Annotated in this window: 21 protein-coding genes; 7 read left to right on the top strand and 14 right to left on the bottom strand. The window is 55.5% G+C overall.

Features of this window, described 5'->3' with window-relative positions; genetic code table 11:
* Positions 1-3: 3 nt before the first annotated feature.
* Both IPN69_10055 and IPN69_10050 read left to right on the top strand, forming a co-directional pair.
* A complete protein-coding gene (locus tag IPN69_10055; GenBank protein MBK8811060.1) occupies positions 4-1,077 on the top strand; it encodes a prepilin-type N-terminal cleavage/methylation domain-containing protein in 1,074 nt (357 codons plus the stop codon).
* Between the two features lie 50 nt (positions 1,078-1,127).
* A complete protein-coding gene (locus IPN69_10050) occupies positions 1,128-3,923 on the top strand; it encodes a pilus assembly PilX N-terminal domain-containing protein (protein ID MBK8811059.1) in 2,796 nt (931 codons plus the stop codon).
* 158 nt (positions 3,924-4,081) lie between these two features.
* Here IPN69_10050 and IPN69_10045 read toward each other — a convergent pair whose 3' ends face one another.
* The 5 genes from IPN69_10045 to IPN69_10025 all read right to left on the bottom strand — a co-directional run bounded on the left by IPN69_10045 (position 4,082) and on the right by IPN69_10025 (position 8,444).
* Positions 4,082-4,855: a DUF1349 domain-containing protein gene (locus IPN69_10045; GenBank protein MBK8811058.1), complete on the bottom strand. Its 774-nt coding sequence runs from the start codon at positions 4,853-4,855 to the stop codon at positions 4,082-4,084.
* 10 nt (positions 4,856-4,865) lie between these two features.
* Positions 4,866-5,411, bottom strand: coding sequence for a class IV adenylate cyclase (gene cyaB, locus IPN69_10040; protein ID MBK8811057.1), 546 nt, complete (start codon positions 5,409-5,411; stop codon positions 4,866-4,868).
* Positions 5,412-5,418: 7 nt separating this feature from the next.
* Entirely contained in the window at positions 5,419-6,771 is a 1,353-nt protein-coding gene (locus IPN69_10035) for an ABC transporter permease (GenBank protein MBK8811056.1), read from the bottom strand.
* 47 nt (positions 6,772-6,818) lie between these two features.
* On the bottom strand, positions 6,819-7,172 hold the full coding sequence (locus tag IPN69_10030) for a four helix bundle protein (protein ID MBK8811055.1): 354 nt from the start codon (positions 7,170-7,172) through the stop codon (positions 6,819-6,821).
* Between the two features lie 357 nt (positions 7,173-7,529).
* Positions 7,530-8,444, bottom strand: coding sequence for an ATP-binding cassette domain-containing protein (locus IPN69_10025; protein ID MBK8811054.1), 915 nt, complete (start codon positions 8,442-8,444; stop codon positions 7,530-7,532).
* A gap of 93 nt (positions 8,445-8,537) precedes the next feature.
* Between IPN69_10025 and corA the strand changes: the two genes are divergently transcribed.
* Positions 8,538-9,557, top strand: a complete 1,020-nt coding sequence (corA, locus tag IPN69_10020; protein ID MBK8811053.1) for a magnesium/cobalt transporter CorA — start codon at positions 8,538-8,540, stop codon at positions 9,555-9,557.
* Here the strand turns inward: corA and IPN69_10015 are convergent.
* Together IPN69_10015 and IPN69_10010 are read right to left on the bottom strand one after the other, a co-directional pair.
* Complete coding sequence (locus IPN69_10015; GenBank protein MBK8811052.1) at positions 9,554-10,255, bottom strand: DUF1835 domain-containing protein; 702 nt, start codon at positions 10,253-10,255, stop codon at positions 9,554-9,556. The two genes, corA and IPN69_10015, sit on opposite strands and share 4 nt — an antisense overlap.
* Positions 10,252-10,845 carry a phosphatidylglycerophosphatase A gene (locus IPN69_10010; protein ID MBK8811051.1) on the bottom strand — a complete coding sequence of 198 codons (594 nt, stop codon included), beginning with the start codon at positions 10,843-10,845 and terminating at the stop codon, positions 10,252-10,254. Before IPN69_10010 ends, IPN69_10015 begins: the two co-directional genes overlap by 4 nt.
* A gap of 200 nt (positions 10,846-11,045) precedes the next feature.
* Between IPN69_10010 and IPN69_10005 the strand changes: the two genes are divergently transcribed.
* Positions 11,046-11,270, top strand: a complete 225-nt coding sequence (locus tag IPN69_10005) for a hypothetical protein (GenBank protein ID MBK8811050.1) — start codon at positions 11,046-11,048, stop codon at positions 11,268-11,270.
* 190 nt (positions 11,271-11,460) lie between these two features.
* Here IPN69_10005 and IPN69_10000 read toward each other — a convergent pair whose 3' ends face one another.
* Positions 11,461-12,078 (bottom strand): inorganic pyrophosphatase, encoded by a 618-nt coding sequence (locus IPN69_10000; protein ID MBK8811049.1) that lies wholly within the window; start codon positions 12,076-12,078, stop codon positions 11,461-11,463.
* 29 nt (positions 12,079-12,107) lie between these two features.
* Between IPN69_10000 and IPN69_09995 the strand changes: the two genes are divergently transcribed.
* Together IPN69_09995 and IPN69_09990 are read left to right on the top strand one after the other, a co-directional pair.
* Entirely contained in the window at positions 12,108-12,683 is a 576-nt protein-coding gene (locus IPN69_09995; protein MBK8811048.1) for an enoyl-CoA hydratase/isomerase family protein, read from the top strand.
* A gap of 30 nt (positions 12,684-12,713) precedes the next feature.
* Positions 12,714-14,567 carry a tetratricopeptide repeat protein gene (locus IPN69_09990; GenBank protein MBK8811047.1) on the top strand — a complete coding sequence of 618 codons (1,854 nt, stop codon included), beginning with the start codon at positions 12,714-12,716 and terminating at the stop codon, positions 14,565-14,567.
* A gap of 168 nt (positions 14,568-14,735) precedes the next feature.
* On the opposite strand, the gene IPN69_09985 is transcribed toward IPN69_09990, so the two are convergent.
* Positions 14,736-15,497: an enoyl-CoA hydratase/isomerase family protein gene (locus IPN69_09985; protein ID MBK8811046.1), complete on the bottom strand. Its 762-nt coding sequence runs from the start codon at positions 15,495-15,497 to the stop codon at positions 14,736-14,738.
* Positions 15,498-16,033: 536 nt separating this feature from the next.
* Between IPN69_09985 and IPN69_09980 the strand changes: the two genes are divergently transcribed.
* Positions 16,034-16,984: a hypothetical protein gene (locus IPN69_09980; GenBank protein ID MBK8811045.1), complete on the top strand. Its 951-nt coding sequence runs from the start codon at positions 16,034-16,036 to the stop codon at positions 16,982-16,984.
* Here IPN69_09980 and IPN69_09975 read toward each other — a convergent pair whose 3' ends face one another.
* The 5 genes from IPN69_09975 to IPN69_09955 form a co-directional block, all read right to left on the bottom strand.
* Complete coding sequence (locus tag IPN69_09975) at positions 16,985-19,228, bottom strand: M28 family metallopeptidase (protein ID MBK8811044.1); 2,244 nt, start codon at positions 19,226-19,228, stop codon at positions 16,985-16,987.
* Between the two features lie 115 nt (positions 19,229-19,343).
* The gene (locus tag IPN69_09970; protein ID MBK8811043.1) at positions 19,344-20,549 is read right to left on the bottom strand and encodes a hypothetical protein; all 1,206 of its coding nucleotides are present in this window, start codon (positions 20,547-20,549) and stop codon (positions 19,344-19,346) included.
* A gap of 164 nt (positions 20,550-20,713) precedes the next feature.
* A complete protein-coding gene (locus IPN69_09965; GenBank protein ID MBK8811042.1) occupies positions 20,714-21,058 on the bottom strand; it encodes a hypothetical protein in 345 nt (114 codons plus the stop codon).
* Positions 21,055-21,561, bottom strand: coding sequence for a DUF1648 domain-containing protein (locus tag IPN69_09960; GenBank protein MBK8811041.1), 507 nt, complete (start codon positions 21,559-21,561; stop codon positions 21,055-21,057). The genes IPN69_09965 and IPN69_09960 overlap by 4 nt, the downstream gene beginning before the upstream one ends.
* Positions 21,561-22,112, bottom strand: a complete 552-nt coding sequence (locus IPN69_09955; GenBank protein MBK8811040.1) for an NUDIX hydrolase — start codon at positions 22,110-22,112, stop codon at positions 21,561-21,563. Before IPN69_09955 ends, IPN69_09960 begins: the two co-directional genes overlap by 1 nt.
* Positions 22,113-22,155: the final 43 nt, after the last annotated feature.

Genomic DNA, 22,155 nt, shown 5'->3' with positions numbered 1-22,155 from the left:
AATATGAACCGAACGAATCAAAAAGGATTTTCGATCGTCGAAATGATCGTGTCGATGGTGATCTTTATGATCGTCATCGGAACCGTTTACGGGCTTTTGCAAGTCGGTTTGATCGATCGCAACCGGGCGAGCAGACGGTCGGACATTCTCAAAAACGCGCGGGCCGCGATGCACATTATCGGCCGTGACGCGCTCAACGCCGGCTTAAGCTACAACCGCAATGGCGCAATGGTGCCGGACAACTTTGTTGCGACGAAGCTCGGGCTGACGCCCGACGCGGACGCCGAACGCGATATTTTGCCGGCGGTGATCGGCGGAAACGACCTTTTTTTCAACTTACTGAGCACCGACCCGACGGTTCGAACCGACCTGATCTCATTTTCTTATCGCGACACGGCATTCAACGCGACAAATGTCATCTCGCTGACCAACGCCGCAGCCGCGCCCGGTGCTCCCTCGACCGTTCGACTTCAGACCCAGGCGAGCCACGCGACAAATACCTCCCAGCACGATCTGTATCTTGTCGAATCGGACAGTTCGCAAGTCGCGGTGATGGCGACGAGCCGCCCGTCGACGAGCCAGATCGACGTCGCTCCGAATGACGCGCTCGGCATCAATCAGCCGCTCGACGGTGTCGGAACGAACGTCAGCCTTCTTCAAAAATGCACGGCGATCATCACTGAAAACTGCACGACGTACGTCGCTTCCGTAAAAAGGTTCATTTGGGTCGCTTACAAGGTGAGGGCGGACGGCACTTTGGTTCGAATGGTGTTCGGCAACAATACGGGTGCCGCAGCATCGGCCCAAATTCAGGAACTGCCGGTCGCGTACAGTATCGAGAACTTTCAGATTCGCTACGTTCTCGAAGACGGCACGGTCCACGACAACCCGTCGGTCGGCCCCGACGGACTCGCCGGAACCGCCGACGACGATCCGGCGGCGTTCAACGCCGTGCGCCAGATCAACGTCAGCATCAGAGTCCAGGGAACGGAAAATGACGAGCAAACGGGTCGCCCGGACACGGTGACACTTTCGGCTGTCTTCAGCACCAGAAATCTCGAGTATGACGCCGGATAATATGAACGACGCAAGTTGTTCAATCGTTTTTGAATGAGGGAGTTAGCGGTATGAAAAAGTTTTTCTCGAAATCGAATGAAAAGGGTTCGGCAATGGTCATCGCGCTTTTGGTGCTGACGCTGCTTTCGGCATTCGTCGCGCTCGCCGTGACGCGGACGACGAACGAAACGATCGCGACGTCGAACGATGCCGCGGAGTCGAAGACCTTCGCCGCCGCCCAGGGAAGTCTTGAAGTGATGACGCGAAACTTCGACAAGATCTTCGATCAAAAACTCTCACCGGCACCCAGCGATCTCCAGCACGTGATGGACCTGCTGCCGCCGGGTTTCGACGAATCATACAACTTTAACCAGGACATCCGGCAAACAAAAGCTACCGAGACGGTCGTGATGAGCGGCGAACTGCTTCAAGGCCTTAACGCGCTTCGCGACGAATGGCAGATCCAGTCGACGGCGACGGAAAGATCGTCCGGAGTGCAGGTTGCGCTGCAAAGGAAGTTCTTCAATAACCGCGTGCCGATCTTCCAGTTCGGGATCTTCTACGACGATGATCTCGAATTCCATCCGGGACCGCGCTTCGACTTTGGCGGCCGCGTGCACGCGAACGGCAATCTCTTTCTGATGGCACAGACCGGGCTCTATTTCTCATCGCGCGTCTCGGCAGTCGGCCACGTTTTGACCGATGTCGGCCGCAACGGCCGTCCGTGGACGCAATGGGACGAGAATGTCTGGATAAAGAACGGCTCCGGGACGTACGTCAAGCTGACGCATACGATGGGAAGCGCCCTTAAGAACCCGGCGTCCGGCAACGCGTTGTTTACGAATCCTGATATGCCGGTCGTCTATCGAAACGGCGGCTGGCCGACAAGCAAAAACCTGTTCCAGGGGAATCTGCTTTCGGAGCAGCGCCGCCTCGACCTGCCGCTCAAAATCGCGAGCACGATCAACGGCAACGCGCTCGACTACATCGAGCTGATCAAGCGCGGCCGGGCCGTCGGCGACCTGTTCAACGACGGCATCGGAATCGCGCCCGTCACGACTGCCTCCGCCGACACCATCATTACCGGAAAAGAGCGTTACTACAACAAGCCGGGACTTCGCGTTTCGCTCGCCGACAGCAAGGCAAAACTGCCCGGATGCGCTTCGGGCAGCGGCACGGCGCCGATCTCGACCGCGTGCGGCGTGCGGCTCGACGGCGCGGCCACCGGTGACGGCACGGATGCCCCGTTCGGCCAGGCCCGAGGATATCTGCCGAAGGCGATGGCCGACGGTTATCAAGCAACACAACTCAACGGCGACCGGATCTACGTTTCGGGCAAGCAAACCTGGATCAAGATCGAAATGGTCGGGTTCAACCCGGTCGACAACACGATTCAGAGCCGAGACGTCACCGAAGACATCCTTAGTCTCGGCCTGACCGAACCCGCGCCGGTGATAACCGTCAGCGGAAACACGAAATTCGCGATCGCCAGCTACGGAAACAAGGACAGCCGGTCGATCGTCAAAATGCAGCGCTGGTTGATGCCGGGCGTCGCACTCAATTCGACCGACACGAACTATGCAACCTCGTACACGTGGAACGGCACGACCTACAATCTCGTGCTCGCCGACGAATGCACCAATTCGTCATATACGACCTGCAACGGCATCGACAATGGCACGACCGGGAATTTCAGCGGCGACTATCGAAAATACGCGGCGACGGTCGACGATCCGACCAAGTTCCGACGCGTCGTCCCCTTTCCGATCGAGATGTTCGACACCCGTGAAGGTCTGTACAACGACGACATCAACACCGGTACCGTTTACGGCGCGAATGTGCCGAAGGCCGGCGTGATGAGCGTGATCGACATCGACGTCACTAATCTCAAGAACTTCCTCGACGGCAGCTACAACTTATCGATGCCCGCAGCCGGAACGCTGTTCAGCGCGGCCAACGGACGAGCTCTTCGGCACACCGACGTTCCCGAAGCAAACGGTTGGGTCCTTTACGTTTCCGACCGCCGCGGCGACGCGGACTTTGACGGCGAGTACGATATGGAGGATATCTTCGGCAACAACGACGGAATTCTGCAGCCCGGCGAAGACGTGAACAACAATAATTCGCTGGATGCGGATTACTTCAACGAAGCGGTTCGCTTCACCGGAAGCGGAACGTCGGAATCGCCGGCGTCGGCCGCCGTCCTCGACCACGCCTTTTACCGTCGCGCCGTTCGCCTGATAAACGGCCAAAGGCTGCCCGGAACCTATGATGCGGCCAATCCGCTCAACACAAAAGGATTCACGGTGGCTTCGGAAAACGCGGTCTACGTTCAGGGAAACTACAACGCCACCGGCATAAGTTCGGTCGGTTCGCCGACGCCTTCGACCAATTACAATCCGCAAAACACCACGGCGCATATTCCGGCGTCGGTCGTTTCGGATGCGGTGATCATACTGTCGAACGGTTGGACCGATTCACGGAGTTTTCGATATCCTTTCGCTCTTTCGCAACGAACCGCTACCGAAACGACGGTGCGCTTCGCGATGCTTGCCGGAGACGCCAGAAGCAGTTTTGAAAACTCCCCGAATCAAGGCGGCAGCGATCCGCGCCTGACCGGAGGAGTCCATAACTTCAAGCGGTTTCTCGAGAATTGGTCGAACGTTCGGCTAAACTACTCCGGCTCACTGATCAACCTCTTCAATTCGCGCAACAACAACGGTGCGTTCAAGTGCTGCTCGAAGGTTTACAATCCGCCGACGCGAAATTGGGTCTTTGACACGACATTCCTCGATCCCGCGCGCCTGCCGCCCGGAACGCCGGCGTTCCAGAACATCCAATTGACCGGATTTCAGCGGATCAACTGAAGCGGACTTAGTGCATAGTGCATAGTGCATAGTGCATAGTGCATAGTGCACAACGGTTGGGCGCAAGGCAGGGTTCAAATTTCTGTCGAACTCTGCACTCTCCACTCTGCACTCTGCAATCTGCACTCTGCACTCTGCACTCTGCACTCTGCACTCTGTTACCTGCTCGGCAACAGCTTGACGTATGCGAATTCGGCCGTTATCTCTTCACCGGTATTTACGCCGATAAGGCCGACAACGACCGTTTCGGGATAGGAGTTCGAGACCTGTCCGACCTCGATCCAATCCGATTTTCCCGCGGGACGCCAGAACGCCGTGATGAGTTTGCCCCGGCGTTTCAATTTCAGATCAACTTCAGCGGCGTTGGTCGAGGAATTGGCCGGCTTCGCGACTTCGTCGAAACTCTCGTCTTCGGCGCGGGCGAATTTGATCCCGTCCCCGCCTCCGCCGATGCCGCCAAGCCCGCGTTCGAGCCGTATGAAGTTATTGTCGTTTCTGAAAATCAAAAGCCCGGCGCCTTGATAGTCGGATTTCGGCGCGAACTTGAGCCTCGTTTCGATCTCGAAATCGCCGGTCACGTTCCTGATCAGTCGCGGCGAAAGCCGGTTATCGCCGTAAAGATCCTTTCCGCCCGGAATCCTGAGTTTCAGGACCCCGTTCGAGGTGTCCCAACCTGACGGATTCGATGTTTCGGGATCGAGTTTGTCCCAACCGGCCGGAATTCCATTCTTAAAGTCAAACTCGACGACATTGTCAACTTTTTCGCCTGTCCGCGCGCCGTTAACCGGCGGCGCAACGTTGGCAACGGTGTTTGTATTGCTTTTTGCCGGAACGGCGTTCGCCGTTTCGCGATTTGAGGTGTTGGATTCTTTGATGGCCGAACATCCGGCCAGAAGCGCAGCGCAAAGCGCAATTACTGTGTGGACCTTCATAATGCCTCCGTTACGGGCCGAAGCGCGCCTCGACCCGATTTCCCTTCCGTTGACCGAGATTCCACGTCAGCGCCGGATAACTCTCGTGGACGGCCCCGAATTCTTCGGCGCCGAGAAGCATTTCGGCTTCCGCGATCGTCATTACCGTGCCCTCGATCTCCATAAAACGCCCGAACGGCAGCTCGTCGAGAACGACCTCGACCGACCGAAATTTCCAGGTCTTGCGGCGTTTCTCATAGACAACGCGAACCTCGAAACCGAGCGCCTCGACGATCCGCGCGAGTTCCGCGGCATCGTCGACTGCCGTTTCATGTTCCGTCTGGTGCTTGATCGCCAGATCGTTATCAATTCGCTCCTTGAAGGTCAAGAACGTCTTCTCGGCCGTGCGCCGGATCCGGAGAATCGCGCGCCGCTCGTCGAGCGCACCGCCGCCGTAGATCGAGTTCTCTTCGAAATCTTCGCCGACATACTCGGCTCCAAATTCAGCCAACGCTTCCTGAACAGCCGAAAACTGTTCGTCGGTCAGCCTGTATTTCTTTTCAATTTCGACTCCCATCTCCAATTTACCTCATTCTGATCCAACGCCAAACTTCGGGGATCGTCGCCCGTTTGCCGTACATCAGCATCCCTACCCGATAGACCCGAGAGGCGAGCCAGATCATCGCGCAAATCGCCAACACGTTGACGCCGATCGACAGCGCGATGTGCCAGAACGGCGGCATCTCCTGAAGCACACGAACCGGCATCGTCATCGGCGCGACGAACGGCGCGACCGACGCCCAGAACGACATCGACGAATTCGGGTCGCGAATCACCGCGAAACTGAAATAGAAACCCGTCAGCATCAGCATTACCGGCAGAAACGCAAACTGTCCGCCTTCCTGGACTGTCGTGACCATCGATCCGATGAGCGCGAAAATCGACGCGTAAAGAAGAAATCCGATGACGAAAAAGATCAGGAAGTAAACGATCGCCAGCGGCGTTATCGCCGGAAGCGGCAGATCGAGCCCGGAAGCGATCAGCATCGGAGCCAACAAGGCCAATACGACCGCCGCCGAAATGACCCAGATGCCGAACTGAGTCAAACCCGCGAGCGCGACGCCGACGAGTTTGCCCATCAGAAGCTGAAACGGTCGCGCCGACGAGAAGAGGATCTCGGCGATCCGCGTTTCCTTTTCTTCGACAACCGCCGACATAATCATCTGACCGTAGATCGCGAGGTTGAGATAGATCATAAAAGCGATCGCAAATCCGGCCAGAAAACCGCCGCCGTCGTCCTTTTCGGTTCCGCTCTGGTCGATCTTCTTTACGTCCCACTTGACCTTGCGGCTCAAGCTTTCAAGCTGCTGTTCGCTGATGTTCGCGTCGGCCAAACGCTGTGAACGTACGGCCGTGTCGAGCGCGTCCTTGAGCGTTTCGTTGATGATGATGTCGCCGGACCTTCGCGAGAAAAACTCGAAGTTCGCGTTTTGATCGCCGTAGTTATCGGGGATTATTAGATAGGCGTCGAGTTCACCCTTTTTGACGCTGATCGAGAGTTCCGTACGGATCTGCTCATCGGGTTTTCCGGCGGCGTCGAAGTTCACGAACGCGAAGCTGTCCTGAAACTTCGCCATATCGTTCTTGAGCTTTTCCTGCTGATTGGTCTTGATCTCTTTGAACGCTTCCTTGGCGGCCTTCTCGGCCCTCGCGCGCATTCTTTCACTCGAGAGATTCTCACGCAGACGGGGCGCGATCGTTCCGGTTCGGTCGACGACCGCGATCCGCGTCGGTTCGCCCTTGATCGAAAAAATGATCGCCGGCACGACCGCAAAGCCCGCGGCGATCACCGGAAAAAGCAATGTTCCGAGAAGGAACGTCCATTTGAGGACGATCTTCCGATATTCGTGCCTGACGACGGCGAAAAACTTCTTCATAAATTAAGCAATCTGAAAACTGAGAATTGAGAACTTAGAACTCGAATCTAAGCCCTCGACTTTGCGGTCTTGATCGAAGCTACGAGCATTCGCTGAAGACCGTCACAGCCCATCAAGAGTGACTCGACGACTTCAGTTTCAGCCAGTTCAACATCTTTCAAAAGTCGTAACCAGTAGTTTGTTTCAAACGCTTCCTTGTTTGCGATCGAAAGTTTGTGAATGAAATCGGCCCGCGATTCACCTTGATACGATTCCTCGATATTCGCCCCGATTGAGGTTCCGGAACGCATTATCTGCCTCGACAGAATGAATACCTTCTTCTCTCTTTGGAGCATCAATCCGAGTCGAACCGTGCGCAATGCAAATTTGTAAGATTTTTCTTTGAGTATGTTTGTTTTCATTTCTTCTCTCCCCTTTTTTGTGTTTGTTTCTTCCTTTGAGTATTCGGTCATTTTCCCCAGAGATATAAATTTCTAAACTCTCACTTCTGGAACTGGGAAGTGGGAAGTGAGAACTGAGAATTCGGGAACTGCATCTCTCACTTCCCAGTTCCCACTTCTCACCACTTCGCACTTCCCAGTTCTCACTTCCCAGTTCCCACTTCTCACTTCCCACTTCTCACTTCCCACTTCTCAGTTCCCACTTCTCACTTCCCAGTTCTCACTTCCCAGTTCTCACTTCCCAGTTCCCACTCCTCACTTCTCAGTTCTCACTTCCCAGTTCTCACTTCCCAGTTCTCACTTCCCAGTTCTCACTTCTCAGTTCTCACTTCTCACTTTCTCAATAAAGATGTCGTTCAAACTCGGCTCGATTTTTTCGAACTTGGTCACCCGCGAGCCGTTCGCGACGAGCCGTTTGAGGAGCATTTGTTCATCGACGCCGTCCGCGAGGACGACCACGGTCTCATCCGCGTGGGCGATCGCCTTCGAAACGAGCGATGTGTCCGCCAATATCGCTTCAGCCGAATCAGCGCGAAGCGAGATGAGGTTCGAACCGAAACTTTCCTTAACTTCGCGCAATGTTCCCGACAGAACCATTCGCGCCTTGTTGATCAAAATAATGTCGTCGCAGAGGCGTTCGGCGGTTTCCATCAGATGCGTCGAAAAGATGATCGTCTTGTGCTGTGCTTTAAGTTCCGAGACGACCTCGATCAGAAACTCGACATTGACCGGGTCCAGCCCCGAAAACGGCTCGTCAAGGATCAGCAATTCCGGATCGTGCAATACGGTCGCGATGAACTGGATCTTCTGCGACATCCCTTTTGAAAGATCGGTGGTCTTTTTGTTCTTCCATTCGGAAAGGCGCATTCGGTCGAGCCAGTAATCGATACGCCGGTCGGCTTCCTTGCGCGAAACGCCCTTGAGCGCCGCGAAGTAACGAAGCTGTTCGACGACCTTGATCTTTTTGTAAAGTCCGCGCTCCTCCGGGAGATAACCCATCCGGTCTTGAAGTTTCTCGTCGATATCCCGGCCGAAAAGCCGGATCGACCCTTCGTCCGGCGCGGTGATCCCGACGATCATCCGGATGGTCGTCGTTTTGCCGGCGCCATTCGGTCCGAGAAAGCCGAAAACACGGCCCGAGCGAACCTCGAAACTGAGATCTTCGACGGCCGTAAATTCGCCGAAACGCTTTGTCACACGATCAACTCGAAGCGTAACCGTTTGTTCTTTCATATTTTGCAAGTAAAGATTATCATTGCCTTCTACGCAGCGGGAAACCTGAGGGTTCAAGTTTAGTAAGAGTTAGGCAAAGGCCGACCAAAGACAATGCTCGAAATAATCGTTTATCGCGACGGTGCCGAATCCGTTGAAGAAGGTTTTACGGCCGAAGACCTCCCGGAATTGCTCGACGACGAAGACATTCTGGTTTGGGCTGATTTCAACGCTCAAACGGATGACGAGATCCAACTTGCGGAACAGATTCTGCTGAATGTCTTCAAGTTTCATTACCTGACGGTCGAAGACTGCCGCGAGACGCGCAATCAACCCAAGGTCGAAGCCTACAAGAGTTATCTTTACTTCATCCTTCACGGCGTCAAGACCGAGACAAATTCGACCAATTTCGTCACCAAGGAACTCGACGGCTATCTCGGACGGAACTTCGTCGTCACTTATCATCACGAACGATTTCGGAGCATCGACAAGGTCAAACAGAAGATCAGATCGAATTCATACCCTTGCCAGCGGGGCGCGGCCTATTTGCTCCATCAGATCTTCGACCAGCTCGTCGACCTCTATATGCCCGTCGTCGATGATTTTGACAACACCATCAACGCTCTCGAAGAACGTGTTTTCCTGATGAAGAAGTCGAACAACGTCGTACTCGAAGACGTTATGGACCTTCGCCGCGCCGTCGCCCGCCTGAAGCGAATTTCTGCGCGGCAACTCGACGTTCTTTACCGCGTTTCTCACGGCGAGTTCCCGCAGATTCCGGAACAGATCCTTCCGTTTTACCGCGATGTTCACGACCATCTGCAGCGCATTTCCGATCTTTCGGAGAACTATCGTGATCTGGTCTCGGGGTTGTTCGACATCCATTTCAGTGTCATCGCCAACAAGACCAATGACGTGATGAAGGTGATGACCCTGATCTCGACGATCATGTTGCCGCTGTCTCTGATCGCCGGCATTTACGGAATGAATTTCGACAATATGCCGGAGACGAAAACGACATACGGCTATTTCATCACACTTGCCGTGATGGCCGTTGTCGGACTCGCGTTTGTCGCGTATTTCTGGAGAAAAGGATGGATTTTTGAGAAAAAGTATCGCGACGAAGAGACCTAAGCGCTTTCGATCAAACGTCTGACCTGCGCGTCGCCGAGTCCGTAGATCGCCTCGCGTTTTGAGAATTCGCGAAAGACAGCGTCGAAGTCATCGCCGATTTCCGAAATGATCTGCTTCACGGATTCGAGTGGACGCGTTTCAACATCGCGGGCGGCGAGACAGACTTCCGACAGCTTCCGAAAAGCCGCGGATCGTTTTCCGCCGAGATTCTCGAACAACCGTCGGTCGCGGGATCGAAATGCTTCCCATAGTTCCCGGCCGAGTTCGAGGTCTTCCCTGCCAAGCCGCACTCGATTTGCGAAGCTTAGATTCAACTGATCCGCCGATTCGTGCCCAAAATCGATCCCTTCCGGAAAAACGCGATAAACGGCGGCAGCGCTATCGGCCAGAAGTTCGAGGCAAAACCACATATTTGCCTGACAAAACAAATCGTCGCCGAACCACAGGCACACCTCGTCTTTGTCGCTTAGTTTCACGAGCGCTTCGGCTTTGTTCGCGAGGTTCAGTCGGTAGTCATCGGCTTCGGCGTCGTACGATTCTTTTAGAAAGGCCGCCCGCGCGTTCCAGAAATCGTCGCGTTCGCGAGCGTCGATCGGCCCTTCGATCAAGCATTCACGAAAAACAAGCGGCTCGCCGTTCAGACCGGCGGCCGCGAACGGCTCGAGCAGACAATCACCATTAAGCACGTGAACGATCATAGGCCAATCGCATACAAGAGACTAAGACATAATCCGGCGTAGACACCGGCTAGGATGTCGTCGGCGCAAACGCCGATGCCGGCGGGAAGGTTCTGCAGCGAGTCGATCGGATACGGCTTCCAAATATCGAACAGCCGAAACAGCAAGAATCCTGCAAGGATCAGTTTCCAGGAGTACGTAAAAGGGATGAAAAGAAACGTCAGCAATTGTCCGATGACCTCATCAACGACAGCCTGCGACGGATCCTTATGTCTGAAAATCAGCGTCGACCGATTTGCAGCCCAGACGCCGACGAGACAAAAGGTCAGGAACGCCAGAAGATTTCCGAAGTGAACCCAAGCCGTGATCTCGGTTTCCGTCCAGCCCTTCGGAACATAAAGCGCGATCGTAGCGGATTCGAGCCATACAAAAAAGACATAGATCGTGACGCCGACCATCGAACCCCAGGTTCCCGGGGCGAGCGGCAGATAACCGACGCCAAAGGTCGTCAGCGCGAGTGCCGCGTAGTCTTTCGGAGACTTTCCGTCTTTTCGGTCCGCTGCAAGAGTGGCCGGATCCGGGACTGCGGCCGTTTGGTTAGGTTCATTCATTTCGGGCATCGGTTGAAGGTGCAATCATAAGAATCTGGCCTTCTGCTGTCAACTTGAACAATAATCGAGGGACGAATCCGTCCGCCTGTCAAGGCTTTGCGGATCGCGGCACACGCGCTTTCCGGAATTCCCGGTCCGCGCACGGGTTGGCTCCGGAAACTGTATACTTACGGTAACCACGTTTTCCGGAGTTGTTTCAAATGCCTGCAATCAATATCTCGATCGATCATTCAATGCGACTCATCCGACTGACGGCAAGCGGCGTTTTCTATCGAGAGGACGGCGAAACGATGATATCAGACGCTCGGCGGCTTGCGGCCGAGCACGATTATGACCTCTTCTACGACGTTCGGGACGCGATCTCGAAGGTTGCCTTCAAGGGACTGGTTCCAGCTTCCGAAAAGACTATCCTTCGTGAAGGATAATGCAACGAAAAACCCGCCTGTCGCACTGTTGATCTCGGCATTCAAGGACGAAAGCACCGGCTATGTTTTCTACGAGTTCGTAGCCCAAAACGCGGGCCTCAACGTCCGTTCGTTCGCCAATGAGCGGGAAGCCTTCGTTTGGTTAACTTCGGATCGTGATGCGTCCAACGAAGCCTTGTCTTGACCGGACTTATTTGAGTTTCGCAAGCAAGCCTGCGTAATCCAAGATCGCCGCTTCGATCACCCGATATGAGTCTTCGCGTCCGTAACTGAAGGCAATCTCGCACTTGTTCTTCTCGTCGGGCAGGCTCTTGTAAGTCAGAAAATAATGCTCGAAGCGTTCGAGAATTCCCTTCGGCAGTTCCGAGATCTCCTGATATTGCTCGAAGACCTTGTCGCCTTTGAGAACCGCGATGATCTTGTCGTCCGCCTCACCGCCGTCGATCAGGCAAAAGCCGCCGATCGGACGCGCCTTAAGGATAATGTCGCCACGCGGAATGTGATGTTCCGAAAGCACGAGTATGTCGAGCGGGTCGCCATCGCCTCCGCTGATCTCAATATCGGTCTTGGCTCGCGCGAGATTCGCGATCCGCTCGCTGCAATAGCTCTGCGGAATGAAACCGTAGTTCGCCGGAACGACGTTCGAATACTGTTGCGGCCGATCGATCTTGAGGTAACCCGTTTCCTTGTCGACCTCATATTTCACAGTGTCGCGCGGCACGATCTCGATAAATACGGTGACTTCGTCCGGAACATTGTCGCCGATCGGAATTCCATGCCACGGATGGGCTTTGTTGATCCTGAACATATCTATATTATTGATTTTCAAGGACAAAAATGTCTAACGCCATAATTATCGAGCATCTTCAAGATACAACGGTCGTTCGTTTCAACCGTCCGGCGGAACGCAATCCGTTGTCGATCGCGGTCCTTGAGTCGCTTCACGGCATCGTCGAGAAATGCCTCGCTACGGAATCGAAACGCGTCGTCTTTACCGGCGTCGGCGAAATCTTCGCATCCGGCGCGAACCTGCGCGAGATCGCCTTGGTGACGGCCGGGACGGCGCGCGAATTCGCATTGCGCGGTCAAACGCTGATGGACAAGATCGCCCTATGTGAGTCGGTCGCGGCCGTCAATGGACTCTGTTTCGGCGGTGCGTTCGACCTCGCGCTTGCCTGCCGAGCGCGTTTCGCATCCCCGGCCGCGGCCTTCTCGCACCCGGGCGGAAATCTCGGAATTATGACCGGCTGGGGCGGAACGCAACGCCTGCCGAGGCTCGTTGGCGAAGCGACGGCGCTGGAGATCTTTTTGACCGGCAAACGCGTCGGCCCGGACGAAGCGCTCACGATCGGTCTGATCGACGCGATCGTCGAGGATCCGCTCGCGTTTGCATTGAAACCGCCGCGCGTCTAAACTTCTCGCTAATTTCTCTGACCCCTGAATATGACAATCAAAAGCGAGCTCAAATGGATCCTTCTGATCGTGTTGGTCTGTTTTTCCGTATTCGCCAACTCCATTGGCGGAGAATTCGTCTACGACGATGACCGGCAGGTCGCGCGAAACCCCTTGATTCAGGACATTTCGCTCGCCGGCACGGCGCTGACGTCGGACGTTTGGGCCTTCAAGGGCGACGGCAACTATACCGCCAGCAACTATTGGCGCCCGACTTTCACCGCTTGGCAAATTTTGAATTTCCAGATTTTCGGGCTCAATCCCGCCGGCTGGCACCTGACCGGCATTCTTCTTCATATAGCCGTCTGTTTGTTGGCGTTTTTGCTCCTCAGACGATGGGAAATGTCTCAGTTGACATCGTTCGCGATCGTACTGATCTTTGCTGTCCACCCGGTTCACGTCGAATCCGTGGCCTGGATCTCGGGTTCGACCGACTTGCTTTTTGCCGTGTTCTTTCTGGCGTCGGTCTGGTTCGCGGAGAATCGCAGAAAAGGCGGCGGGATCGCCGATATCGGCCTTTCGTTAGCGTTCTTCGGACTCGCGCTCGGGGCAAAAGAAATTGCATTGCTCTGCGTTCCGGTCTATTACTTCATTTTTCTTCGAGACGATTCTGACCTTTCCGGCGACTTCCGCGGGCCGTACTTTTCGAAGAAGGCGCTGATGGGATCGCTCTTGTTCGCTGCCGTCGCGTTGGTATTCTTTGCCGGACGATGGGCCGTGCTCGGGCGGATAACGCAGCCGGTCGAAAACGCGGTTCAGTTTGGAGACGCCCTTCGGAGCGTGCCGTCGGTTTTCATTTTCTATCTCAAGCAGATCGTGTTTCCGATCACGCTATCGGTCAACTATCCGCTTCGCCCCGTCACTGATCTCGGAATTTCAGGTTTTATCGTTCCGGCCATTGCCTCGCTCGTAGCGTTGGCCGGACTGTTCTACCTCGCGCGGCGTTCTTTCTTGGCGGCGCTCGGCCTGTTGCTTTTTCTTCTGCCGTTGCTTCCCGTTTTCAATTTCACAGCGTTCCCGGCCGATCAGATGGTTCACGACCGTTACCTCTATTTGCCGCTTTTCGGTATTCTGATCGTCGTTTTTGCGACGATCGAACGGCTCGTCAATCCGCGATTTCTGCTTGCCGCTGTGGTCGCGATCTCGGTTGCGCTTGGCGTTCAGACTTTTCTGTACAATCGCGTCTGGGCTAACGACCTCGCTTTGTGGGAACACAGCGTCTCAGTCGATCCGAATTCGGCCAGCGGTCAGGCCCAGTACGGCGTGGCGCTTTCGGAAAACGGGCGGAATCAGGAGGCGATCAATGCTTTCAACGCGGCGCTCGACATCGAGCCTTCGCCTTACGCGTATCTAGGACGCGCCCAGACTCTGATCAAGAACGGGCAGTTCGAAGAGGCGGTCTGGGACCTTCAGACACTGACGGAAATGAAGAGCGACAAGGTAAATGCCTACACGCTTTACCAGTCATACGAAGCGCTTGGGGTCGCACTGCAGCGCAAGAACGATCTCGTCCGAGCCGAACGGGTTCTGCGTGAGGCGCGAAAGCGTCTGCCGATCTATCAGGCAGCGCTGACCGAGAAGATCGCCGTCGTCTTGTACCTGAAGAACGACAAGAGATCGGCGTTGACCGAACTTGAGAGCGCGCGCAACCAGGCCCGCTCGGAGCTGTTGCCGACCTCGAAGTCGGTCTTTTTCCGGCTCGGATTGCTTTACACGGAAAACGGCGACAGCGCCAGTGCGAGAGCTGCATTTCAGGAGTTTCTGAAGATCACCGGATCGATCACCGACCGCGAGATCCTCGCCCAACGGAAACAGGCCGCGGAAATCTTGAGAACTGGGAACTGAGAACGGAGAATGGAGAACGGAGAATGGAGAATGGAGAACTGGGAACGGAGAACTGAGAACTTATTAGCGCACAAATAGACATGTCGCAGTTCGCAGTTCTCAGTTCTCACTTCTCAGTTCTCCGTTAGCAGTTCTCCATTCTCCGTTCTCCGTTCTAAGTTCCCGGTTCTAGGGTTTCCGCTCAAGGAACTTTGCGATCCCGGTCTTGCAGTCAGCGGTCAAACGGGCGATCGCGTTGACCTCGGCACCGGTCTCGAGCGCCGCGTCAAACGTCATTCCGTCCATCTGGTAAAGCAGTTTCTTGGTCAGCATCACCGCTGAACGCGACGTTCTTGCGTAAGACGAAACAAACGCGGCGACCTCTTCTTCGAAAACTTCTTCATCAAAAACGTGATTGATGAGCCCGACGCGCTCGGCTTCGTCCGCCGAGAATTCGAAGCCTCGCGTGATCATTTCGAAGGCACGTTTTTCTGAAATGTTGCGCCGCAGGATCGCCATTACCATCGCCGGCACGAATCCGATGCGGACTTCCGGATAACCGAAACGTGCCGATCGCGATGCGAGCACGACGTCGCACGCCGTCGCGAGTCCGCATCCGCCCGCAAGCGCGCGTCCCGTGACGGCCGCGATCACCGGTATCCGCACCCGCCGGATGAGCGAGATCAGCCGCATCAACTGTTCGGCGTCGGCAAGGTTTTCGAGAATGTCGCTTTCGCCGATCTTCTGCAGTGCCGAAAGATCCGCACCCGAGCAAAAGTCATTCCCCTCGCCGCGCAGAACGATCGCCGAAAGCGCGGTGTTCGCGTTCAGTTCCTCAAATGCCGCGGTCAACGCCGCGATCAAAGCATCATTCAGCGCATTCCGCTTTTCGGGCCGATTCAAAACTATCGTGGCAATCGTGCCATCGATCCGCGTAATCATCTCAGTCATTGCTCATTCCCCTCAATCCCTTACATCGACGCGCATCACCAGTTGGATCACGCGCGATACCGAATTCCCGATCGTCTCGTCGGTCTTGCATTGTGCGCATCGGAATCCGCCGTTTGCAGCGTTTCGATTCACCCTAATCTACCAGAGTTTTCGCCGTGCTTCGAGTATGCGACCGGACTCAAACGCCTTTGGCGAGATCGTCGAGATTGGCAGAATACCAATCAACACGGATTTGCGACCGTCCCCGGAGCACACACCAAGTTGCCGAGTGCCGCAATCGACGAAATTCGCCCGTCATTTTGAGCAATCCGTTGCGTAGGGCTTGGAATCCGGGGCAGAACTTGCGTATCATTCTTTCGGCCGCAGCCGGCGATCGTTCTTTTCGCAACCGCTGGCATTTGGCCGCGAATTGCGCCCGCGATCTTCCGGCCGGACTTCGAGGCGACTCGCTCGAACGGACAGACCGCTTTCCTTGGTCGGCGCATCACCGGCGCACGCAACACCGGGTCGGACAATTCAGAAACAAACGACAAAAAATGAAAACGATTCGAACGCTGATTCCCTTCTTGCTTGTTCTTTTGGCCGCGCTCGGTTGCGGCGAATCCAAGCCGTCCGTCTGGCAAAAGGCAAAACCGGTCACCGAGAAGCTCGATCATCCGTCGGCGCTGATCGCCGACGCCGAAAATCTCTATTTTGTGACGGGCGGAACGGTCGCGAGCAAAAATGAAGGGACCAACAACTTGATGAAGATGCCCGTCGGCGGTGGCGCTCCCGAGCTCCTTTTCAAAGGCGGCGACCTGATCCCGGATTCACTGGCGCTTGGGATCGATGAAACCCACGTCTATTTTTCCGCCGGCGGGCTGAGAAAGATCCCCAAGAAAGGCGGCGAACCAATGCTTTTGACGAATGCGTTTTCGGCTTCGGACATCGTGGTCGATCAGACGTCGGTCTTCTGGCTGCCGTTCGTCGGCGAGGGAATGCCCGCGGCGCCGGTCTACCGAGTCGACAAAACCGGGGGCGAACCGGTGAAGCTGACCGGTCCGCGCGCCGGAGCGAACGGTCTATGTTCGGATTCGACACATCTCTACTGGTCGGAATCTTCGGGTATTCAACGCGTTTCCAAAGTCGGCGGACCGGTCGAGACGGTCCATCAAACAGCCTCCGATCGGATGATCGGAGAACTGCAGATGGACTCTTCGAACTTCTATTTTTTGGAAGGAACCTCGTCAAAGTCCCTTTTCAAACTGCCGCTCAAAGGCGGCGCACCGGTCGAACTCGCCAAGAACGTCACGCGTTTCTGGCAGGCGGACGACCGGATCGTTTTTCAGCGCGCGATCACGACGTTTGGCGACGGCCTTTTCTTCGTCTCAAAATCGGGCGGAGGCGAGACCGAACTCGACCGTGACGGCTATCTCGCGAGTCTCGCGACATCCGGAAAACGCGTCTTTCTTTCCGATATCAGTCAAATCTATCTGATCGGGCAATAACTATTTGGCAACCTTTGCGGCACGATCGACCTGTTCCGCAAATCGCTCGATCGTCGCCGAAACAAGTTGGATCTGGCGGCCCGCTTCAATCCAATCGCGCTGCTCGATCGACTCGCGGACGGCCGGCAGGGTCTTCACGCCGTAGCCGGTGTAAAATCCGGGCGCGTAGATCTGATGACGAAACCACTCGCGACGCGGCAGACCGTTCGGACTCGTCAGCGCTCGCTCGGTCTTCATCAGTATCGAGTTCAGTTCCCTCGCAGTTGCGGGCGAGAACTGCCTGCCATTGATAGTTTCCTGAAAGTTCTTCGCACTTTCACGCAATCGCGCGAGTGCTTTTTGCAACGGCGAAAAATCCAATGACGGCACGGGACCGTTTGGCTTCGGAGCGACGAATGTCTTTTTCGGATCCTGAACGGCAACGAGCATACCGCTTTCGAGCAGTTGGTTCAGAGCCGCCGTTTCTTCACGCATCGAATCGTTCAGGCGCACCACTTCGTTGACATAAGTTCCGACCGTGTCCCCGAAATTCGTAAACTCGAACGGCAGGACCTCGGCGTTCGCCAAGCGCAGGACCGAACGCCCGCAGACCTTCGCGAGCGCGACGCCGTAGTCGAAGCCCGGATCGCCGAAGCGTGCGTAATGATCGAACGAATCGTAGATCGAATGATACGATCCGCCGCCGCTCTCTCCGCCGAACCCGATATCGAGGCTGGCGATCCCGAGATGCTGCAAGAACGGCGTGTAATCCGAACCGGAACCGAGGGCTCCGATCCGCAGGTCGGAGCGGTTCAAGATCTCGTTTCTGACCGTTGGCGTGGCGTTGACGATCTGATTCGCGCGCGTTCGCTCCCAGACACTGAGTTTCGTCTGCGGGTCCGGGACCGAACGCGCGACCTCGTTGGCGAACTTTTCGAGCGTGTGCGATCCGCCCATCCCGAGGAATCCGCGCCCGTTCGAATCCGTATTGATATAGACCGCCGCCTTGTTCGAGAGTTCCTCGGCGTGCATTTCGACCCATTCGGTCGAGCCCAGAAGTCCGGGCTCCTCGGCGTCCCAGGCGGCGAAGACGATCGTCCGTTTCGGTTTCCAGCCGGATTTCGCGAGTTCGCCGATGGCACGCGCCTCTTCGAGCATCGCGACGACGCCGCTGATCGGATCGCTCGCGCCGTTGACCCACGCGTCGTGGTGATTCCCGCGGATTATCCATTCGTCGGGAAACTCCGCGCCGGGGAGCCTGGCGACGACATCGTAGGCGGGTTTAACATCCCAGTTGAATTCGAGCTTGAGACGTATCCGTGTATTGTCGCCCCCGCCGAAGTGATACGTTATGGGGAGCGCGCCGCGCCACGAATCGGGGACGACCGGACCTTCGAGCGCGCGCAGCAACGGAAGAGCGTCTCCGTAAGAAATCGGCATCACCGGGATCTTCGTGATCGTCGGCGCGTCCTTTCGGTCGAGCCGCTTCGCGTCCTTCGTCGCCGGAAATCCGGGCGTCAGCACGTCTCCGGGGAAAACGGGCATATCGGCAACCGATCCCCGCTGCGCACCGTTTTCATTGCGCCAGGCGCCTTTCGGGTAAACGTCGCCCTGGTAAAAGCCGTCGTCACGCGGATCGGAGTAGATCAGGCAACCAATGGCACCGCGCTCGGCCGCAACCTTCGGCTTGATCCCGCGCCAGCTTCCGCCGTAACGCGCGATGACGATCTTGCCCCTGACGTCGATCCCGCGACGCTCGAGTTCGTCGTAATCACGCGGAATCCCGTAGTTAACGTAAACGAGGGGCGCGGTAACGTCGCCGTCGATCGAGAACGCGTTGTAGCTTGGGAGCTGCTCGTCCTTTTGTCCCGATGTCGCGTCGCCGGCGACCAACGGTTCCTCGAGTTTCGCGGTGAATTTCTCCGGCAGCGTCATCTCCAGCAGACGCGTTTTCGGTGTCGGGAAAAGCACGTCAAACCGTTCGATCTTCGCATCATACCCCCAAGACTGAAACAGTTTGAGCATAAACTCCGCATTCTCTTTCCCCTTTGGCGAGCCGACGTGATGCGGCCGCGCGCTCAGGAACTTCATCCATTCGCGAAGATTTTCTCGTTTCAGCGATTGGTCGAATTTTTTCTCGAGTTCGGATTGTTTCGAAGAAGAACCGGGTGAAAAGCCCATTAAGCTCTTGAACGGCATCGTCTGGGCGACGACTGAAATTGAAAGTAAGAGAATCGCTGCGGTCCGGAAAACTATGACAAACATTAGGTGCTCCGATCTTTAGTTGGATTAGAATGGCAATTCATTGTAGGGGCAAACCCGTTCGGAGCGAAGACGAGACGATCAAATCGTAGGCCCGCGGTCCGACGATCTTATTCGTTTACTGAATCTCGTATTCGACGTTAAAGAGCCGGCCGGCTTCTTCGGGGCTGATCTTGAACCCGAGTATCTCCGCCGCTCTGGTCATCGTGCGGTCGTACCGGTCGGCAAGTTCCCGTCCCGTTGGGAGAACCGTTTCGTCTGGAAGAACTCCGGTCTTTTCCAGGCTTTTTCCGTCTTTCATTATGAGATCCGCGATGGTGATGCTCGCCCCGTAAAACGCGACGACGTCGATCCCGGTTTGATGTCCGAAGTAACGCGACTCCATCACCGCGCCCGCCGAACGGTCCCCGACTACGATCCCGCGCTTTTCGAGCTGAACCACGCGCGCGAAGATCTCGGACGCAGATGCCGATTGACTGTCTATCAAGACGACGACCTTGCCTGTGAAGGCGTCCTTTCCGCGAGAACGCGATCTCAGCTCCTTCGTCTCTTTTCGACGCTTCTCGTCAGCGATCTTAAGATCTTCGGGGAAGAAGTTCCCGATCAGTCGCGCGAGCATATCGACGCGTCCGCCCGAATTGCCGCGCAGATCAATGATCAGATTCTGCGACTTCCTGACGCGGTCCATTATGTCATCGACCTTTGCCGGTTCGAGCGAAAAACGACCGAGCTTCCAAATGAAGAGATCGGGGATCTTATCGTAAAAGAATTGCTTCACGGCGCGTTCGTATGCGTCGTCTTGTTCACGAAGGATTTGGTTGATATCCCCGCCAGTCAGATCCATTATCTGCCGGCCAGGAGTGATCTTGGCATTGATCTCGTATTTTAACTGCTTCCCGTCGGGCTTGACGACCTCAAGCCGAAGCACGGGCCGCGGACGCAGCGTGCGGTAAAAATACTGCATTTTCCAAAGATTCTCGCGCGTCGGACCGTATCCCTCCAAGGCGTAGATCTCATCACCGACCGAGAGCCCCTGTTTCGCGGCATCGCTCTTTTCGCGAACCTTGTAAACAAAGCACCGATCGCCGTACATCCGATAGTCGAAGCCGTAATCGGTCTTGTTGACCTTGCCCGGCGGAATGAACGTTAGGTGCGAATCCTCGAAGTCGACGAGGAATTGCGCAATTATCGCACTCATCTGGCCGATGCTCGCGGCCTGCTCGATCTTCTCGGCGGTCACTTTGTATTTGGCGTCGAGATCGATACCCCGAAAAGTCGGATCGTAATAGTTCTTCCGGACGTCTTCGGTGATCAATTTGAGCATATTCTTGTGACGATCACGTTCGTAGCCCAGGTTTTGGGCATTGCCAATGGAAGTAAGAAGAACGAAGAGCAAGAGAAAAGGAAACAACTTCATTTCAGGCCTCCTTGGTGACTGAGAATCGAGGATATTTTAACTCTTTTTTTGCAGGACAGGAAGCAAACCGCTCACTCGACGCCGAGGTGCTTGGCTTCCGCGTCCGTCAGTTCGACGTTCAAACGCAACAGCGCGGTCGAAAACGTTTTGCCCTGCGCGTCGGTCATCAGGCTCAATGTTCCTCCGCCGCCGAGACTCTCGTGCAGGAGGAAATTGAGCGCACCGAGATTCGGAAGTTCGAACCGTTCGACGGCGCCTTTGACCATCGGACCAAAATGCTCCTTGACGCGCTCGGCCGTGACCTCGCGAACGAGAACCGGATAGATCTCGTCGCTCAACGCGATGACGCCGACGTTTGCCGTATCGCCCTTGTCGCCGGACCGGGCGTGAGCGAGTTTTGTAAGTTCAATTTTCATTGCACCCTCTTCGGAATTCTGAATCTTCTGACGAATTTGAGGAGCCAGACGCTCATCGTCACGACAAACACGGTGAAGATCGTCAGAAAGACCCAAACCTGCAGGTTTTCGCGATTGATATTGGCACGAAACACGAGTTGATTGACGACGATAAAGAACGTCACGGTCGCAACGCCAAGCACTTCAAAAAAAGATCGAATCGACGAGAACGTTTCGGCTCGACGTTCGTCGGCGAGCCAGTATTCCCGGTTCGGGATGCTCAGAAACCGGACCGGGACCTTTTCGATGATGAGCGGGATCAGGAGCGCTTCGCTGACCAGCAGCAAAAGAAGCGCGATCTCGAACGTCATAAACACACGCTTCGGCATCAGCCCGTTGGGCTGGCCGACGGCGTCAAAATGCGTTGCGACCGTTTCGCCCAGATTCGGATAGTAAAAGATCATCTGCGCGAAGAACACGCCGATCAGGCCAAAGAGTATCAGTTTCGTTATCGAGATTCGCATCAAAGAGACTTAAACCATTGAAAAGAAAAGTATTGGAACGCCGCGACGACGAGCGAATGACGAATCCGGCCGTTTCGGATCAGATTCGGAATTTCCATAATATGCGCCAGGCTAGTCACTACCGACTCGTGCTCGTCGAATTTTACGTCTTCGGTTTTGACCGCGTCAACCGCGAGGAAGTGGTGAATGACATTGCTCTGCAGCGCCGGATTCGGACAAGACGTTCCGAGATAGATCCAATTGTCGGACGAAAATCCGGTCTCCTCAAGCAATTCGCGTCGCGCGGCCGTCTCGGGGTCTTCGACCCCGTCGATCATTCCGCCCGGAATCTCCAACGTCACCTGTTCGACTCCATGGCGAAACTGTTCTATTAAAACGACTTGCTGATCCGGAGTGAGGGCAACGACGTTGACCCAATCGGGATTTTCGATTACGAAGAACGTTCCGCTTTTCTCGCCGCAGACCGAGCGGTCCTCACGAACCTTGAAAACGCGGCAGTCGGCGATCTCGCGGGATTCGATTCTTTTCCATTCATCCGGCGTTTCTTTCATAGCAATTATTTTGATTCGTCTCGGAATTATGCTCCAATGATAA

This window comes from Acidobacteriota bacterium (genome assembly GCA_016715115.1).
GTDB lineage: Bacteria > Acidobacteriota > Blastocatellia > Pyrinomonadales > Pyrinomonadaceae > JAFDVJ01.
This window is presented reverse-complemented; position numbering and strand designations above follow the sequence as displayed.

Bases quoted from the DNA above. Each gene is read 5' to 3' on its own strand.
- IPN69_10055 (MBK8811060.1), top strand. From the start codon at position 4: ATGAACCGAACGAATCAAAAAGGATTTTCGATCGTCGAAATGATCGTG.
- corA (MBK8811053.1), top strand. From the start codon at position 8,538: ATGCTCGAAATAATCGTTTATCGCGACGGTGCCGAATCCGTTGAAGAA.
- IPN69_10015 (MBK8811052.1), bottom strand. From the start codon at position 10,255: ATGATCGTTCACGTGCTTAATGGTGATTGTCTGCTCGAGCCGTTCGCG.
- IPN69_09990 (MBK8811047.1), top strand. From the start codon at position 12,714: ATGACAATCAAAAGCGAGCTCAAATGGATCCTTCTGATCGTGTTGGTC.
- IPN69_10030 (MBK8811055.1), bottom strand. From the start codon at position 7,172: ATGAAAACAAACATACTCAAAGAAAAATCTTACAAATTTGCATTGCGC.
- IPN69_10000 (MBK8811049.1), bottom strand. From the start codon at position 12,078: ATGTTCAGGATCAACAAAGCCCATCCGTGGCATGGAATTCCGATCGGC.
- IPN69_10025 (MBK8811054.1), bottom strand. From the start codon at position 8,444: ATGAAAGAACAAACGGTTACGCTTCGAGTTGATCGTGTGACAAAGCGT.
- IPN69_09975 (MBK8811044.1), bottom strand. From the start codon at position 19,228: ATGTTTGTCATAGTTTTCCGGACCGCAGCGATTCTCTTACTTTCAATT.
- IPN69_09965 (MBK8811042.1), bottom strand. From the start codon at position 21,058: ATGAAAATTGAACTTACAAAACTCGCTCACGCCCGGTCCGGCGACAAG.
- cyaB (MBK8811057.1), bottom strand. From the start codon at position 5,411: ATGGGAGTCGAAATTGAAAAGAAATACAGGCTGACCGACGAACAGTTT.
- IPN69_09970 (MBK8811043.1), bottom strand. From the start codon at position 20,549: ATGCTCAAATTGATCACCGAAGACGTCCGGAAGAACTATTACGATCCG.
- IPN69_09955 (MBK8811040.1), bottom strand. From the start codon at position 22,112: ATGAAAGAAACGCCGGATGAATGGAAAAGAATCGAATCCCGCGAGATC.
- IPN69_09960 (MBK8811041.1), bottom strand. From the start codon at position 21,561: ATGCGAATCTCGATAACGAAACTGATACTCTTTGGCCTGATCGGCGTG.
- IPN69_10035 (MBK8811056.1), bottom strand. From the start codon at position 6,771: ATGAAGAAGTTTTTCGCCGTCGTCAGGCACGAATATCGGAAGATCGTC.
- IPN69_10010 (MBK8811051.1), bottom strand. From the start codon at position 10,845: ATGAATGAACCTAACCAAACGGCCGCAGTCCCGGATCCGGCCACTCTT.
- IPN69_09980 (MBK8811045.1), top strand. From the start codon at position 16,034: ATGAAAACGATTCGAACGCTGATTCCCTTCTTGCTTGTTCTTTTGGCC.
- IPN69_10045 (MBK8811058.1), bottom strand. From the start codon at position 4,855: ATGAAGGTCCACACAGTAATTGCGCTTTGCGCTGCGCTTCTGGCCGGA.
- IPN69_10005 (MBK8811050.1), top strand. From the start codon at position 11,046: ATGCCTGCAATCAATATCTCGATCGATCATTCAATGCGACTCATCCGA.
- IPN69_09985 (MBK8811046.1), bottom strand. From the start codon at position 15,497: ATGACTGAGATGATTACGCGGATCGATGGCACGATTGCCACGATAGTT.
- IPN69_09995 (MBK8811048.1), top strand. From the start codon at position 12,108: ATGTCTAACGCCATAATTATCGAGCATCTTCAAGATACAACGGTCGTT.
- IPN69_10050 (MBK8811059.1), top strand. From the start codon at position 1,128: ATGAAAAAGTTTTTCTCGAAATCGAATGAAAAGGGTTCGGCAATGGTC.